Below are 15,562 nucleotides of genomic sequence, written 5' to 3'. Positions count from 1 at the left end.
CGAATTAAAACGCCCCATCAGTCCCTCGGTCTGGACCCCGACAATCTCTCGAAGCTTCAAAGCGAGCGAAATACTTGCCCTGAAAACGAAAACGCCGATTTGAAAAAATCAAACCGGCGCTTCTTTTTTGCTGGGTATGTTTTGCCTATCCAAAATGAATGGGAACAGCCTTGTCCGATTTTTCCCTGCAAATCCTTCGGATTTGCCGGAAATGCTCCCGAGCAGTCTTTGCTTCAATGTCTCGCAATAGACGAATGTCTGACAACATCGCTCAGTCCATCTAATGCATTGCGGCCTGATGTCATTGCTTGTCCGATGGCAAAACCCGGAAACCACAAGTCCAGCACTATTATCGAGATAGAACCACAAGAAGAGCCCGTTGGGCTCTTCTTGATATGCTTATCCTACCAGTTCACCTTGAAACCTACGTTTCCTTTGACGGCATAGCTGTCAGCAAAGTGGTTGAGCGAAGTGTTCACGGTGCCTTCGCCATAGACGGAGTATTTATTATCCGCCCAGGCATAGGTGCCACCGAAACCAATGCCCGCCCATGTACGGTCCTGGTCGGCTTTCATCCGGGTGCCGCCATAGTTGATGCTCGTTCCACCAAGGAATTCCTGATAGAGATTAGCAATGCCATAGACATTGGCATTGACCATGCGGCTATCCGCTCCCTGCCAGCTATTGGCGTAATTGGCGGCAAGCCCGAGACGACCGTTGAGGCTGTTGCCGTCACGATTGCTGACAGTCGCGCCGTAGCTATCCGAGAACGTATCGAAATCGACCGATGAGAACATCAGCTGCGCCTGCGGCGTCAGCGACCAATTTTCATCTATATCGAAACGCTTTCCGGTTTCCACGCTGAACGCATAACCGAAGCCATTATTGTCATTCGTCAACCCGTTGTTGCCACCGCCAAAGCGGAGGTCGGTTTTGTACCAGTTGGCCTGCGCCTGCGCATCGACATAGAAACCGTCATTGCCATACCAGGTAATGGTTCCACCGAGACCCCAGCCTTGGGTGTTCAGCTCGCCACCACCGTTAACATCGTCGAAATTGCTCGACGTTCTGGCACGACCATTGCCGTATTGACCGGTAATGCCTGCAATCAACCGACCGCTCTCATCCTCATAGAACTGCCCATCGACACCAGCCTGCATGATGACAGTATTGATATCCTGTTGCACATGCCCGGCGGTCGTATTCGGCTCCAGACGGTTATGCGCTCCTTCGATACGTGCCCAAATGGCCCGATCATCCGTCTCGCCAGCCTCCGAGGAGCCGCGAAGTGATCCTGACTTGTTAAGGTAACGATCCCCGCGGCGCTGTTGCAATGTCGGCAACTGGTTCAGTGCCTGCATGCTGGCAGCATAGGACGTATATACCGGAGCAGCGGGACTAAACCGGGATGGTCCACTTGGATTGCTCGGATTCTCAGGGCAACCATTCGGATCATCACAAGCCGGCGGATTAGGGCCATCCGGATCGTTTCTGGTGTACTGGCTGACAAGATACCAATCGTTGGTGTTTGAACCGCTCGCATCGCCCTTCTGCAAGGTATAGGCATATGCCGAGGAGGTGAGAATTGCCTGCTGCCCATCCTTGGTCGTGTAATCACCTTGAAGATTGAATGTGCCGCCCGAGTTCCCCGCGATATCGATCAGTTCGATACCATTTACCGTCGCGGCACCAAGCCCTCCCCGGTTCTTGACCACAACCGATGTCGTTCCGGAAGTATTGCCGCCGACTTTCATCTGGTCCGTGGTGGAGTTATCCGCACCCAGCACGGTGCTCATGACAAGCGTGCCGCCGCCAGCATAATCGCCAGCAATGTTAAGCGCAGTACCACCAGTACCGCCGAAATCAACTGTACCGTCGTTCTCCAGTGACTGCATGCCGGTGGCAAACCCGCCTAAATCAACAGTCGCGCCGTTGGCCACGGCATAGGCTGATGTACCGCTGAAGGCATCTTTCGCGCCTTGCACCAGCGAGCCGCCATTGACAGTGGTAACACCGGAATAGTTGTTTATACCCGACAGCGTCAACGTACCGTTCTCGTTTTTTACGAGACCGCCTGTACCAGAAATCTTACCGGAAAAATTGGTGCTGAAGTCCTGATTGAGTGTCAGGATTCCGGTACCGAGCTGGATATCACCGTCACCCTTGTCGTCTTTATTGCCGACGAGACCACCGATGGTTTGGTTGAATCCGGCAAGATCCAGCGTGGCACCTTTTTCCACAGCCGCACGACCGGTGCCGAATGCAGTATCCACGATACCGGCTTTCACCGTTCCAGTTTCGACAGTCAGGCCGCCGGAAAAGCTATTGTTTGCACCTAAAGTCGTGGTTCCGGTGCCACGTTGGATAACTTCACCGTTGCCGCTGATGGAATGATTGAACTGGGCGTCTTTAAGGTCGAAAACTAAAATACCGTTATCGAAATGATCCCCATTCAACACGATATCCGTTACGACTATTCCTTGGTCGCCGCCGTTACCCAGTTGAAGTGTGCCCTGGGACACTGTCGTAACGCCCGTATATTGGGCGTCTTTCGTCAAGACGAGTGTGCCAGCACCTGTTTTGTTCAGCCCAGCAGTTCCCTGCAACACCGTATCGATCGTCGCCGTAATGGAATGATCGTCGTCCACACCAACCTGTATGACTGGTGCAGGGCCGCTGGGGCTGGCTTGAACCAGATTCAGCGGAGCGCCCGTGATGGTGTAGCCCGTTGTCTCAAATATCAAGCCTGCTGCGTTTACATCGTCGGTAATCTCGACATGTCCGGCCGATCCTTTGAAGTAGGCTACCGCGCTGTCGGTCCACTTGCCATTGAACGAGCCGTCTTGTTCTGTCCAGTTACTCGCGTTCGTATTCCAGAACCCATCACCGCCATCGACCTCCCCGTCACCACCCTGTAGATTTGTGCCATCCCGGTACGTAAACGTCAGACCAGCCTTGCTTATAAGATTGATCTTACCGCTTATTGAATCCTGAATCTCCCAATCGTTCTGATCGGCGCTAACACCGTCCACGTTACCCAAGACAAAATCCGTATCGTCCATGGTACCGCTATAATTGAATATCCGATACACACCGGGTCCTGACAGGCCCCCGGTCATCACGTCGAGAGTTCCGTGGAGTTGAAGCTCACCCTTAACGTTAAACAATTCTTTAGAGAATGGCGCTGGACCGATATTGACCTGAACAGTGCTATCTCTATCGACAGTCAGATCACCGTCGATCGTTAACGTTGTGCTGTAACGTCCAGACAGCGTTCCACCGGCTACAACATGCGTGTCGCCAACCGTACCGTTGCCGCCGAGCACCCCACCGCCATTAACATTAACCCGGCCACCGAACGTGCTATCAACCTGCATGACGCCGTCATTGACGTTGGCTATACCCTTAAAGGCCGTGGTGTCGGCACTTTGGTCGAACCAAAATTTACCGGCGCCTGTTTTGGTAAAGCTAGAGGTAGCGGCTCCTGTCATAGCCCCCTTAAACCATAAGTTCTGGGTCGTATCGAATGTGTTATTCGTGACGGTCGGATCCAATAGGTTAATGTCGCGCGTCATCGTAAAGGGAGATTCCACCCGCAACGTGCCACCGCTAAATGTCAGGACACCTGTGCCGAGGACTTGGTCAGAGCCGATATTGAGCACCCCCATCTTGAGTTCGGTGCCGCCGCCGTAAGTGTTATTAATATTGGTGAGCGCGACAGTTCCGTCGCCGTCAATCACCACCTGGCCGTCGCCTTGAATCACGTTGGTGAAATCAAAAGAGGCATCGTTGTGGCTGATGATAAATTTTGCATCTTGGGCGATGTTAACGGTGCTTTGAGGGGCCAGACTACCGGCTGCTCCGTTCTGACCGATTTGCAATGTACCAGCCGAAATGACAGTTTCGCCGGTGTAGGTATTGTCGCCGATCAGCGTTGTTTTTCCCGAGCCTTTCTGCTCAAGTCCGCCGTTACCGTTAATGGTCTGACTAATGACGAGACCGTCATCACTCCTATCAAAAACCAACTGTGCACCGCTGGCGACGCTAACGGTGCTTCCCGTGCCCAACGTGCCGGTTAGATTACCATTACCGATTTGCAGTTTGCCATCATTGATCGCAATGAGACCAGCGTAGCTATTTAGATTTGTCAGAGAGAGCGTTCCCGCGCCGTCTTTGGTCAGCGAGCCGTTTCCGGTGAGATCAGTTGTAATGGTAAAAGTGTTATTGGCATCGTCAATGTCGAAGCCGCCACCGTTACTGCCCCAGCTGATCGCGTGACCCGTCGATATCATCGACGTTCCCGTTATCTTCAGCGTTCCGCCGTTGAAATTCAGACCACTGTACGACCCTCCGAGGCGGATGTCTTCATCAACCGAGAGAGCGCCACTATTCAAATCGGTGCCGCCGCCGTAGGAATTGTTGCCGGTCAGCACAAGTTCGCCGGTCCCTTCCTTGCGAAGGCCACCATCTCCGTTGATTTTACCGCCAAATGTTGTCGGGGTAGCCCCGTTCTGATTGTAGGATAGAAACCCTTTATCAGTGCCGTTCCCAGTATCGATGGTAACGCCGTTGTCCAACGTGCCTTGGTCATCGACTTCCAATACGCCGCCGCGAATCTGCCAGTCTACATTATAGGTGTTTTGAAGCGTCCATTTGCTGTCACCTTCTTTAATGAAGGTCTGGAACCCCCGATAATTCTCTGAGCCGCCGGTGGACGTCGAAAGCTGCCCATTGAAGGTGGCAGAATTATCTCCTCCGAGTATGAACGTGTTATTCGTCCCTTCCGCGAGAACATTTCCAACAATGTTTGAGCCGCTATGAAGTTCCAGCGTGTTGCCGCCGCCCAGCATATGAATGGCATAGCCATGGTTACCGTCTAATCCACTGCCGGCAACGCCTCCGATCCCCCCTGTAATCGTACCGCTGTTGATGATATTCAGCCCAGTGCCATTAATGCCGTCGCCACCATCGCCACCATTGCCGTTACTCGGGTCCGTCGCAAATGTTGTGCCGCCCGCGCCGCCACTGCCACCGGTGATGGAACCGCCGCTCTCATTTAAGATTTTGGCTCCGGCTCCGCTGGCCTGAATGCCGTCGCCACCTCTGCCGCCTGAGCTTTGGTCTTTTGCGTTAGCACCTACTGTTTGCGCGTTCCCTGCATCTCCACCCTTACCGCCGATGATGGAACCGCTATTGCTGACACTCGCCTTCGAACCATCGGCGACTGGAAGCGCTACCACCCCTGCGCCACCGGCACCACCGGTGGCCTCGGTTTGTTGATAGCCATCATGTTCCTGGTATTGAGAACCCACACCACCGTTTCCGCCCATGCCGCCCGTGATGAATCCGCCCTGGTTATCCACAACGGAAACACCATAGATACCGGCACCGCCCGAGCCTCCATTGGCCCCCTTTTCATCGTCGGTCAACGCCCCTCCGATATCAGCGGGCGTTGTGTCCACATCCCCTCCATCGCCGCCCCTTCCACCCGTGACATGTCCTGACGAACTATTCACGACCTTGGTACCGGCCAACGCCACACCGGTTCCCGCGCCATAAATGCCAGCGCCGCCAGCACCACCGTTCCCAACACCCCAACCAGGCACTCCCGTATTGGGACTCGTCGGGCTTGTTCCACCCTTGCCGCCGTTTCCGCCAGTGACCGTCGCTTCGTTGGTTGCCGTTATATTGGCAACTGACATCCATATCCCGAGACCGCCACCGCCGCCATGACCTCCACCGCCGGGGTGGTTCTGATTACTAGGGGTGACGGCCACCACAGCACCAGACTTGCCGCCATTGCCACCGTCGCCGCCCGTTATCGTGGTCTGATTGTCGATCGCACCACCGCTCACAACGACCAAACCATACCCTCCGGCACCCCCACCGCCACCGCCACCGCTCGGCGTTATGTCCAGCGTCGCGTCTGCGCCGTCCTGTCCGTCGCCGCCGCGATCTCCGTGTAAAGGGCTCGTGTAAGCAGGATCACCACCTTGGCCGCTCGCATTGCCATGCAACCCACCCGCACCTCCGTCGCCACCCTTAGTGGTCCCTAGGATGCTAACACCACCGATGCCGCCGGCGCCACCGCCGGCGCCGCCACCGCCGCCGCCCATCCCGGGAGCCGACGCTTGGGGGCTATTGTTAAACCCATCCCCTCCGTTCTCCCCAGGTCCGCCGCCTTTACCAGGATGAGAGAGAGACACTTCCCCCCCCCCCCCGTCTCCACCCACTGTTTGTGCAAACGTAGGCGAAACTGGAAGAAATAACGCAGGCCCAAGAATAATTGCTGCGGGTAAAAGCACGCTGGAATATAACTTCGCATTAGTTATACCTAAATTTGAGAATGGTAATATTATTATGCGATTCTTATCCATCTTATCAATTTCTCTAATAAAAATAATTCACGACTCTTTTCATGAATATAATAAAAATTCTTTAAAATAAATATATCTCTTTTTTGATTTATCTTTACTAATATAGAATATAATTATATTTACAATTTTCTTATTTCGAGACCCCGCCCTGCGGTATGATACGGGCGGAGGGGGGGCTGAATGATATTTGGGTTTTTCTACTCTTATTTTCTCAAAACGAAATGCGACAAGGCAAATTGAAAATCACACGGAAAACCGAGCACTCGCAAACGTGGCCACTGCTTTACGACGCATTCCTCAAGCCCTTGCCCCAAAATTGAAGCCCCGGTTGGCACAACTGGCAAAATCGACAAATATCATGCCGCTCCCGACAGTTGTTGCGCGCCCAAAAAAACCACATGTTTGTCCCGCATTCTCAAACATAAGGTAACTCCTATGACAACAATTACTTATAAAGATGTCGTCGTCGAAGCACTTACGAAAGAACCAGCTCCTTACAACAATACAGCGGGGCTCGGTCCTAACTGCATCAAAGTAACAGCAACCGTAAGCGTAGATGGTACACCAGCGCAACATGATAGTATCCTGGGGTTCGAGGAGGGTACGGCAAACGTCTTGGACAAAGCTGGAACAGCAATACAACCTAACGACGACTCTACATTCACTATTACTAGCGACGCGAATGGCCTTATAGAATTCAACTTCTTTTATGACAAAGAAGTGATTTTCACCCCCTACATGGTCCCAGTTGGCGATGAATCGGTAAAAGTGGATTTGCCCTCACAAATCGCTTTTATGACCGTAAAGCCCACGGTGGGAAAATACGGCTACCCGGTAATTGAAAATATTGTTAAGGGTAAAATCCAGATTGATCCTTCCCAAGCCACAATTCCGGTGGCGTTGCCGCGAATGGCTACCGCGATCTATACAGATTGGAAACACGCAAAAACAGCTCTTCTGGTGCAAGGTAAAACAACAGAAATCTACTTCGGGGAACTCGGAACGGTCATAGCCAGTGGATATCCCGTTAGCGTTGCAGGTCTGAATACCGACGGCTCCAGTCCAAACACCTTCCGCTTCATGATTTTCAACGGCGAAACCGCTGACGACGGAATGTGGGTCGACTACGCTGTCGAACTTAGGGACGACGCCGATTCAAGGCCGACAGACCTCCGCACCCAGACCGAAGTTGTCCATATGTACAATTACAACACGGAAATAACCAGTGCGACCCTGCCGATCGATTTCTGGTTCCCGCTACCTGCATCGCCGACCGGCCTTTATCAGATGGGCAATATCATTCAAATAGAACTCCGCCTGGATGCCTACATGCACGGCACCAATACGCCCAAACATGGGCACGTAACAGCCACGACTCAAGGCTTGGCTCAAACGGATTTCGACACTGCGAAGCAGAAGGGATACATCGCTATCACATTGACTCCCGCGGGGGGCAATCTCGACGATTATTCCATGTCCAGGGATGGGACATTGGGTTCATTCGAAATTGATTATACAGTAAGGGACGCTAATTACAACATTTTGGGCAGGCCTATCCACACTGTCACCGGCCTCCTCAACACTGGTGGACCACTATCGCGGGAAAAGTAAACTTTTAGAACCCACTCCCCCTGCTTTATGCAGGGCATGAGAAGGCGAGCCGTTGCAGGAAGCATGAACCGCTCAAAATTTATTGATCGGTGGCCCGAAGCTTCAATACTGACAACATAACTGACCATCAAGCCCCGTCTGCAGATTGCCTCGCTGCCGAAGACATCCAATCGGTCTGAATTGGATCCTTCTTCCACACGATGATCTTCAGAGCAGAAATGCTCTGGAGTGCACCGCGCACGAGAGCGCTTACGGTCAGAAATAGCCACAACGCACCCTACACCAATTGAATTGTCAGTTCGGATGGAACTGGCAAGTTTTTCCGTTTGTTCAAAATCAGGAGAGCAGGATGAGACAGTTCATTCTCACTCAAAATAACAATAATTTGCATTACATGGCCAGCACACCGGCTTGCGGTTTTGCATTTCCGGCGAATGAATTTGTCGATCTTGCCATCACCTATAAAGACAGCTTTCACACCCCGCTGGCTGGAAAAAACCTCGTCTGGCAGTTGCTGGAGGGCGAAGCCACTTTACGCCACCAGTCGACACCGGTTGGCAGCGACGGCAACGGCGTCAATTCGATTCAGGTAGAGCTTGCAGATCCGACCGCGAACACAACCATCCGTCTGGCTGTCTGGCCGGAAGACGAGCCGGATTCAAAGCTCGAATTCGAGTGTTTGTTCGGAGCACCAAAAGCTGCGCCACCGATAAGCGCGGGGAATGTGCTGCAAATAATCTACCCGCCAGACGATAAAAATGGCCAGGCCCCCGTGAGTCTCGATACTAATTGGAATTCAGTGCGCTTAGTTGGCCTCTACGCAACGGGTTCCGGGGAAAAGCTACCCAAAGATTCGATAGAGCTCGATTTACGCAGAGAATTTCAAAGCGAAGTTTTCTTATTAGGGTCTGATGTGTATGGCGTCTACAGCGCTGACCCAATGCTTGTCGATATATCTGACAACATGTACGATGTGATATTGCAGGCTGATGGCGTTTCTTCTTCAACAAATTGTTACTTCTCGCAGAATGTAAAGCCAGATGATCGGATCATTAACTTCTGGCCGCCCGCTGGTTCTGTATTACAACCCGGCTATAGCTACCCCCTGAGGGCAATTTTCGTCGACGAGTCGGGAAGCGGCCGAGTCGGCGCCGGATCTCATATCAGTTGGTCTATGGTAGACGCCTCGCCTGATACCCAGACACAGATCGCTCCAGAAGAAAGCGAACTGAATGCGTCCAAAATTGCAGTTGCCACGATCACATGCACCCATGCTCCATTTGGAACAGAGGGAACATTCAAACTAAAAGTCGGCTTGCAGGACGCGGAAGAAGGCGGCGGCTTGAAATTCGACTACCCTGCTTTCAAAGTCGGAGGCCCCCGTTTTTGTTTTGTCGATCCGCAACCGGATGGCACAGTTCACGAAGCAGCAACCACCTGTCAATTCGAAGTAAGTGTTCGTGACGAGAACGGTTCCATCCCCAGCGGCAAATTCGATATTGCTTGGGAAGCTTCTATGCAGGGGGAAGAAGCGGGGAAAGCCTATTTTCAACCATCCAAAACAAGCCTCTATGAGGGCTCGTCGTTCAACGCAGTTGCCTTTGACCAGGTACCGCCGGGCAAGGTGCAGAATTTTGACGTCACGATTACACCATCAGTCGGCGCGCCTTACAAGGCCACTTACCAAGTGGCAGCGAACAGCGTCACCCAGATTTCGCCAGTCGGCGACGATCCGTTACCGATCAGAACAGCGATGACCGTGGAAGTCTCGCTGAAGGATTATAACGGAAAACCGCTGGAAAGTCGGAAGTTAATTGTTGCACCAAATAACGAAATCACCATCAGCGATTTTTACCCCGTAACAAACGGGGAGGGCATCGCAACGATTCAGGTCAGTTCCTTTTACCCGCTCACCACATCTTTATCGATTTCCGAAGCGCTCAATTGTGTTCCTACAACCATCAATCTTACCTTTGCTGAAACGAAAAGGAACATCGTCACTATCAATAAACCAGAGGTCGATATCCGATACGACACACAGGTGGCGCTAACCGCCGGTTATACGACGCCCCAAGGCACACCGATTGAGAGCGCCCAATTAAAGTTGGACTTTAGTCTCCCTGACGGAAGCCCCTTGCCACCTAATTTGACGTGGATGCGATCCAGCACGACAGGTTCAACAGGCCAGTGCTCTTTCTGGTTTAACTATTCAACCACTGACGGCGTGCCCACCTCTCCACTCTCCATCATCGCAACCGCTCACGATGACTCCGGTGCTTCTAATTCTACAACGTTGAAATTCATCGGTGGCGGCAGGGACAATCATCTAACCCTTCTCCATCCGGCAAACAACTCCTCCCAAGAACCTGGCACGGACATCCATGTCAAACTGCAGCTGACCAACAACCACAGGCAGCCGATGGCGAAATACCCCATCACCTGGCTCGTCCCTGAAGGCGTTACTGTCAAGAGTTCGGATTCGCTTACCGCTGCGAATGGGGAAGCCACGGCCGTATTCACCACGACCGCTAAAAGAATGTTCGAGTTTGACGTCGTGGCGACAGCTGCGAATGCGTCACGTCATTTCAGATTGAACTTCACTGGCAATGACTATTACGACAGCAGTATGTTCTGTAACACCAACTACGCACACAATATGCCCGAGGGCCTTGATGCCGTACCGCGTGACGAGAGTGAAATTGTAGTTTTCAACTTCATCTACAAGAAAAATGGTGTACCTCAGCCTGATCAGTGGATCGATTGGAACGTCGAGCCCATGACAGGAAATCTCAGGTTTTATGACGAAAACAACTTTAACTGGGAAGCCGACTCTGACCACAACGTCCGTACGAAAACCGACGGCGAAGGACGAGCCATCGTCAAGATCGGTAGCTCAGCTGCTCACCTCGGCCATGTCACAGCCAAGCCGGTTAACAACCTATCCGCGATAACATCACCCGTAGAATTTGTCATCGCAACCTTCTCGCCCGATCTTGCTGAACCGCATATGGGATACGTCACCTACGAGCCCAATCCCATTCAGCTCTCAAGCCAATATTCGATCGACCACACAGGTTTCACCCTGAGCATTCCGGAGAACTCAGCTCAACCTGGGTTCGACCTCGTCGTGTTCTGGTTAGAGAACCACATGTCCGATCCCGTCCCCAGTGAGAGAATACTAATCACTGATATTAGAGAAGCCGAAGATGGCGTGATAGTTCCATTCAACTACGTCACACCCACAGTTGGAACCACCAATACCAATATGTTCTGCTATATGGTCGTCGACAGCAGGACGGGGCAGGGCTTCCGATCTATCCCCATTCCGCCTGCCGTGAAAGGAACTCCGTTAACGAACATGCCGATGCCGGACCAAGATAGACCTATGCTTGCTCCACGCCTTTATGACAACGCCACTATTGTTGGTCATGGCGACATTATCAACGGGCTTAACGTTATCGTGGACTATGATCCCAAATATTGGATCCCCGGCGAGGCTATCCATCTCATTGTCTATCTCAACAAACGCGATGGAAGTTTCGGTGCCAACTTGACCCAGGAACTGGAAATCACGGACGTCGAAATCACCGCCAAGAAAATGGTCTTCAATTTCCCATATGATCAAGTCAACGGATATGACCACGGTACCTTAGAAGCCGACTATTTCATCGGGCATACTTGGTCGGCCGTGCTCGATAAGGTCGTGTTCAATACCGTCGATCCATTTGCTTGAGAACACGAAAACAGCACTGTCGCCATAAGTTTGGCGACAGTGATCTCCAAAGCGAATGTTGACTTGATTGGAAACCAGAAGCGAGAAGATAAAGGATTGCAAGAGAAAATTTTTTGATTCGAGTGGGAGCGAATACGCCGCGACGCAGTTGGTGAATGGGCACATCTGCTTTAAAGCAGTTGGTGCCATTCACCACGAACAGACCACCGAAGAAATTAGTGCGCTCTATAATAGAGTACACTAATTTAGTTTTCTAGAAAATAAAAAATAGAATTGAATTAAATTCGTTCGAAAAATATATTAAAATCTTGTAAAAATCGCAGTAATATGGTGGTATATAATGAGTAAAGTTAAATACAAACTTTACTAAAGTTCGCATATTAGCATAAACCAAAACTTATTATTATTAGGTGCCTGCAATGAAATGGGAACAAATTTATGAATCCATGCAATCCGCTGATGATGCTGGGCAGCTCCTGGAGCATATAGACGGCTATGCCAAACAGCGCGGGTTCGCACATGTGTCCTATGTCATGCGCGTTCCACTGCTCAATGGCGTGGTGAAATGGCTCAGCTTCGGCTCTCTGCCGCAAGAGTGGGTAGATCATTACGCTTCAAAAAAATACGCGGAGGAAGATCCGCTTATTCGTAAGGCATTAAACAGCATCGAGCCGCTGGTCTGGTCGGCGAAACTATATGCCGAGGCGCCTCAAATCTGGACGGATGCACAGAATTTTGGCTTCAAGGTTGGTATTTCGCAGCCTTGCTGGGCCGCGCAGGGCGTATTCGGCATGCTGTCTTTCATCAGAAGCGATCCTCCATTAGCTTCCGGCGAAATCGCCACGTTGCGTCGTCAGATGCAGATTTCGGCCAATTTGCTTCATCTGTCCATGTATGAACATCTCGATGTTCCAACCATGAACTGCGTTTCCGAGGTCAATCTGACGGCACGTGAAAGGGAAATCCTGCACTGGGCCAGCGAAGGCAAAACATCGGAAATCATCGGCGCAATCCTCAATATTTCAACCCGTACCGTGAATTTCCATATCAGCAACGTGCTGACCAAGCTCGTGGCGGTGAATAAAGTTCAGGCGGTCGCGAAAGCCCGCACCTTCGGCCTTCTCTAATCTTATTCTATCCCCTCAGTCTTTCGGCGGCTTGGCCCGAAGGACAAATCCAAAATTTCCCCCAGATTTTGAAAGAATCACTGTAGACGAATAGAGCAGGTTTTGCCGCCTGCAAATCCTCCGCGCGACCCTCTGGCAATTCGCTGAACCTACAGATCAATCATCCTTTCGATCCCGATAGCATCCAGAAACGCCTGATCGTGGCTGACGACAAGCAGTCCGCCTTCATAATCGTTTAGCGCTACCTCCAGCGCCTCGATGGAATCCAGATCGAGATGATTGGTCGGCTCATCCAGGATCAGTAGTTCCGGCTTCTGCGTTCCACCCAACACACAGGCAAGTGCTGCGCGCAGCAACTCACCGCCGCTCAGTTCTCCGGCAAGCCGGGACGAACCGTCGCCGCGAAATGAAAAACGCGCCAGCGCTGCGCGGGCATCATTGTCATTCGCATCCGGATTGAGATGCCGGAAGTTCTCATAAAGCGTGGCTTTGCGGTCCATCAAGCTCATCTGCTGGTCGAACATAGCGATCGGCACGAAACACTGCACCCGCCCGGCAACAGGCAGCAATTCCCCCGTGACAAGCCGCAGCAGTGATGTCTTGCCCACGCCATTCGCACCGCGTATTGCAATGCGCTCCGGTCCGACAATCCTCATCGAAAAATCGCGTATGACGGGCGTGTCCGGCCGAGGTCCGCCCGACACGCTCTCCATTTGCAAAAGGACGCGCCCGGAAGGAAGCGCCTCGCGCTCGACGCTGAAACGCATCGGCTTGACAGTTTCGACCAGCGCCTCGGCTTCTCTCAGTTGCGCCTCAGCCTTCTGCATATTGCGATCCGCAAGCGCCTGACCTTTGCCGCCTGTCTTCTGCGCCCTGTCTTCTCGCGCATCGAGCAACAATTTGCTCATGCCTGCATCGGTACGGGAATTGCGCCCACGCGCATCGCTGCGCGCTTGTCGTTCGACTGCATCCTGCGCCTTGCGTTGAACCTGTTTCACATCGCGTTGGGCAAGCTGAAGATTGCGGGCCGCATTGTCCCGTTCTTCCTGCTTCTTGTCGTGGTAAAAATCCCAGTTACCGCCATAAAGATGCAAGCCACCTTGCGAAAGTTCGGCAATGCCATCCATTTTTCGCAACGAGGCGCGATCATGGCTGACGACAATAGCCGCCCCGAGCCACTCTGCCAGCATAGTCATCACGGCCAGACGGCCATCATGATCGAGATTGTTAGTCGGCTCATCCAGAAGAATGATATCAGGCTGATGGAAAAGAAGGGCGGCGAGAGCGGCGCGCGTCCGCTGCCCACCGCTGAGCGTTGCAAGGGGTGTCTGCGGTTCAAGCGCCAGCCCGAAGCGCTGCAAGGCATCGGCAAAGCGCTGTGGCAACAGCCAGTCCGCTTGTTCAAAGTCGTTATCCGACCCCAGCCCGGCTTCAATGCGCGAAAGCATGGTGAACGCTGCGGAAAGGTCGAACAGATCGGCCAGCGTCCGCCCGCCGTCAGTCACAATATTCTGTTGCAGAACACCGAGCCTGCCGTGTCGCGTGACAGCGCCGGAAGTCGGCGCCAAGGCACCGCTCATGATATTGAGAAGCGTGGATTTACCCGCACCATTGCGCCCGACAAGGCCGATACGGCCTTCGGTTACGTTGAAATTGACGGATTCGAAGAGTGTGCGGCCATCAGCCGTGATGCAGGAAACGTCCTGAAGTGTGAGAAGAGCAGTCATTGAAAACCATGGAAACATTGAAAACACTGGTCGGTCGATACAGTGCTGCCTGATCCATCGTTCTTCTCTCCTTGTTTAGACTGCTCCCAATATAGGGACTGTTACGAAATCAATCCAGATCAAATGTCGCGATAACCGGGACGTGGTCTGACGGCCGCTCCCAGCCGCGCGCATCGCGCAAGATTTGCAAGCCCTTCATATGGGCCTCCAGATCAGCGGAACCCCAGATATGGTCGAGGCGGCGGCCACGGTCCGATTCATCCCAATCCTTGGCGCGATAACTCCACCAAGTATAGATTTTCTGATCCGCCGGAATGATCTGGCGCATAAGGTCGCTCCAGCCACCCTTGACGCGCAGGTCTTCCAGCGTCTCGGTCTCGATCGGCGTATGGCTGACGATCTTCAAAAGCTGCTTATGCGACCAGACATCGTTTTCCAGCGGCGCGATATTGAGATCGCCCACCAGGATCGACGACAGACCGTCCTGCCTGTCTGCCACAACGGCCCGCATTTCTTCCAGAAAGCCGAGCTTATGGGCGAATTTCGGATTGATTGCCGGGTCCGGCTCGTCACCGCCCGCTGGCACGTAGAAATTATGGATGCGGAGCTTCTTGTTTCCAGCTTCGACCACAGCGCTCAAATGGCGGCAATCGCCCATATCGCAAAAGCCGATCTTCTCGACGTCGGACAAATGACGGCGCGAGATGGTCGCAACGCCGTGATAGCCCTTCTGGCCGCTGATCGCGATATGTTCATAGCCGAGCGCGCGAAACCCCTTGGAGGGGAACTGATCGTCCGGGCACTTGGTTTCCTGAAGACACAGAACATCGGGCTGATAGTCGCGCAGAAACTGCTCGACCAGCGGCATGCGCAGGCGCACGGAGTTGATGTTCCAGGTAGCAACGGAAAAAGCCATGGGGGAAGGACTCGCAGCAACGAAAAAGATGCCGCGAACCTAACCATTTATCGCGCAAATGCAAACGGCTT

At 52.7% G+C, this 15,562-nt stretch carries 6 protein-coding genes; 3 read left to right on the top strand and 3 right to left on the bottom strand.

What is annotated here, in order from left to right; genetic code table 11:
• Positions 1 to 404: 404 nt before the first annotated feature.
• Positions 405 to 6,116 (bottom strand): autotransporter outer membrane beta-barrel domain-containing protein, encoded by a 5,712-nt coding sequence (locus WIX40_RS14845; protein ID WP_339440447.1) that lies wholly within the window; start codon positions 6,114 to 6,116, stop codon positions 405 to 407.
• Positions 6,117 to 6,812: 696 nt separating this feature from the next.
• On the opposite strand from WIX40_RS14845, the gene WIX40_RS14840 reads away from it, so the two are divergent.
• From WIX40_RS14840 to WIX40_RS14830, 3 genes are all read left to right on the top strand, one after another.
• Positions 6,813 to 7,988: a hypothetical protein gene (locus WIX40_RS14840; protein ID WP_339440446.1), complete on the top strand. Its 1,176-nt coding sequence runs from the start codon at positions 6,813 to 6,815 to the stop codon at positions 7,986 to 7,988.
• A gap of 349 nt (positions 7,989 to 8,337) precedes the next feature.
• Entirely contained in the window at positions 8,338 to 11,721 is a 3,384-nt protein-coding gene (locus WIX40_RS14835; protein ID WP_339440444.1) for a hypothetical protein, read from the top strand.
• Between the two features lie 419 nt (positions 11,722 to 12,140).
• Positions 12,141 to 12,848, top strand: a complete 708-nt coding sequence (locus tag WIX40_RS14830; RefSeq protein ID WP_339440443.1) for a LuxR family transcriptional regulator — start codon at positions 12,141 to 12,143, stop codon at positions 12,846 to 12,848.
• Positions 12,849 to 12,997: 149 nt separating this feature from the next.
• Here WIX40_RS14830 and WIX40_RS14825 read toward each other — a convergent pair whose 3' ends face one another.
• Positions 12,998 to 14,575, bottom strand: a complete 1,578-nt coding sequence (locus WIX40_RS14825; RefSeq protein WP_339440442.1) for an ABC-F family ATP-binding cassette domain-containing protein — start codon at positions 14,573 to 14,575, stop codon at positions 12,998 to 13,000.
• 109 nt (positions 14,576 to 14,684) lie between these two features.
• Positions 14,685 to 15,491 (bottom strand): exodeoxyribonuclease III, encoded by an 807-nt coding sequence (gene xth / locus WIX40_RS14820; RefSeq protein ID WP_339440441.1) that lies wholly within the window; start codon positions 15,489 to 15,491, stop codon positions 14,685 to 14,687.
• Positions 15,492 to 15,562 lie beyond the last annotated feature (71 nt).

It is taken from the genome of Ochrobactrum teleogrylli (assembly GCF_037482325.1).
In the GTDB taxonomy this organism is placed as follows: domain Bacteria; phylum Pseudomonadota; class Alphaproteobacteria; order Rhizobiales; family Rhizobiaceae; genus Brucella; species Brucella teleogrylli.
Note: the sequence above shows the minus strand (reverse complement) of the source record. Positions and strands in the feature narration are given on the sequence as shown.

Excerpts from the sequence above, each read along its gene's own strand:
- WIX40_RS14845 (WP_339440447.1), bottom strand. The coding sequence starts at position 6,116 with ATGGGCGGCGGCGGTGGCGGCGCCGGCGGTGGCGCCGGCGGCATCGGT.
- WIX40_RS14840 (WP_339440446.1), top strand. The coding sequence starts at position 6,813 with ATGACAACAATTACTTATAAAGATGTCGTCGTCGAAGCACTTACGAAA.
- WIX40_RS14835 (WP_339440444.1), top strand. The coding sequence starts at position 8,338 with ATGAGACAGTTCATTCTCACTCAAAATAACAATAATTTGCATTACATG.
- WIX40_RS14830 (WP_339440443.1), top strand. The coding sequence starts at position 12,141 with ATGAAATGGGAACAAATTTATGAATCCATGCAATCCGCTGATGATGCT.
- WIX40_RS14825 (WP_339440442.1), bottom strand. The coding sequence starts at position 14,575 with ATGACTGCTCTTCTCACACTTCAGGACGTTTCCTGCATCACGGCTGAT.
- xth (WP_339440441.1), bottom strand. The coding sequence starts at position 15,491 with ATGGCTTTTTCCGTTGCTACCTGGAACATCAACTCCGTGCGCCTGCGC.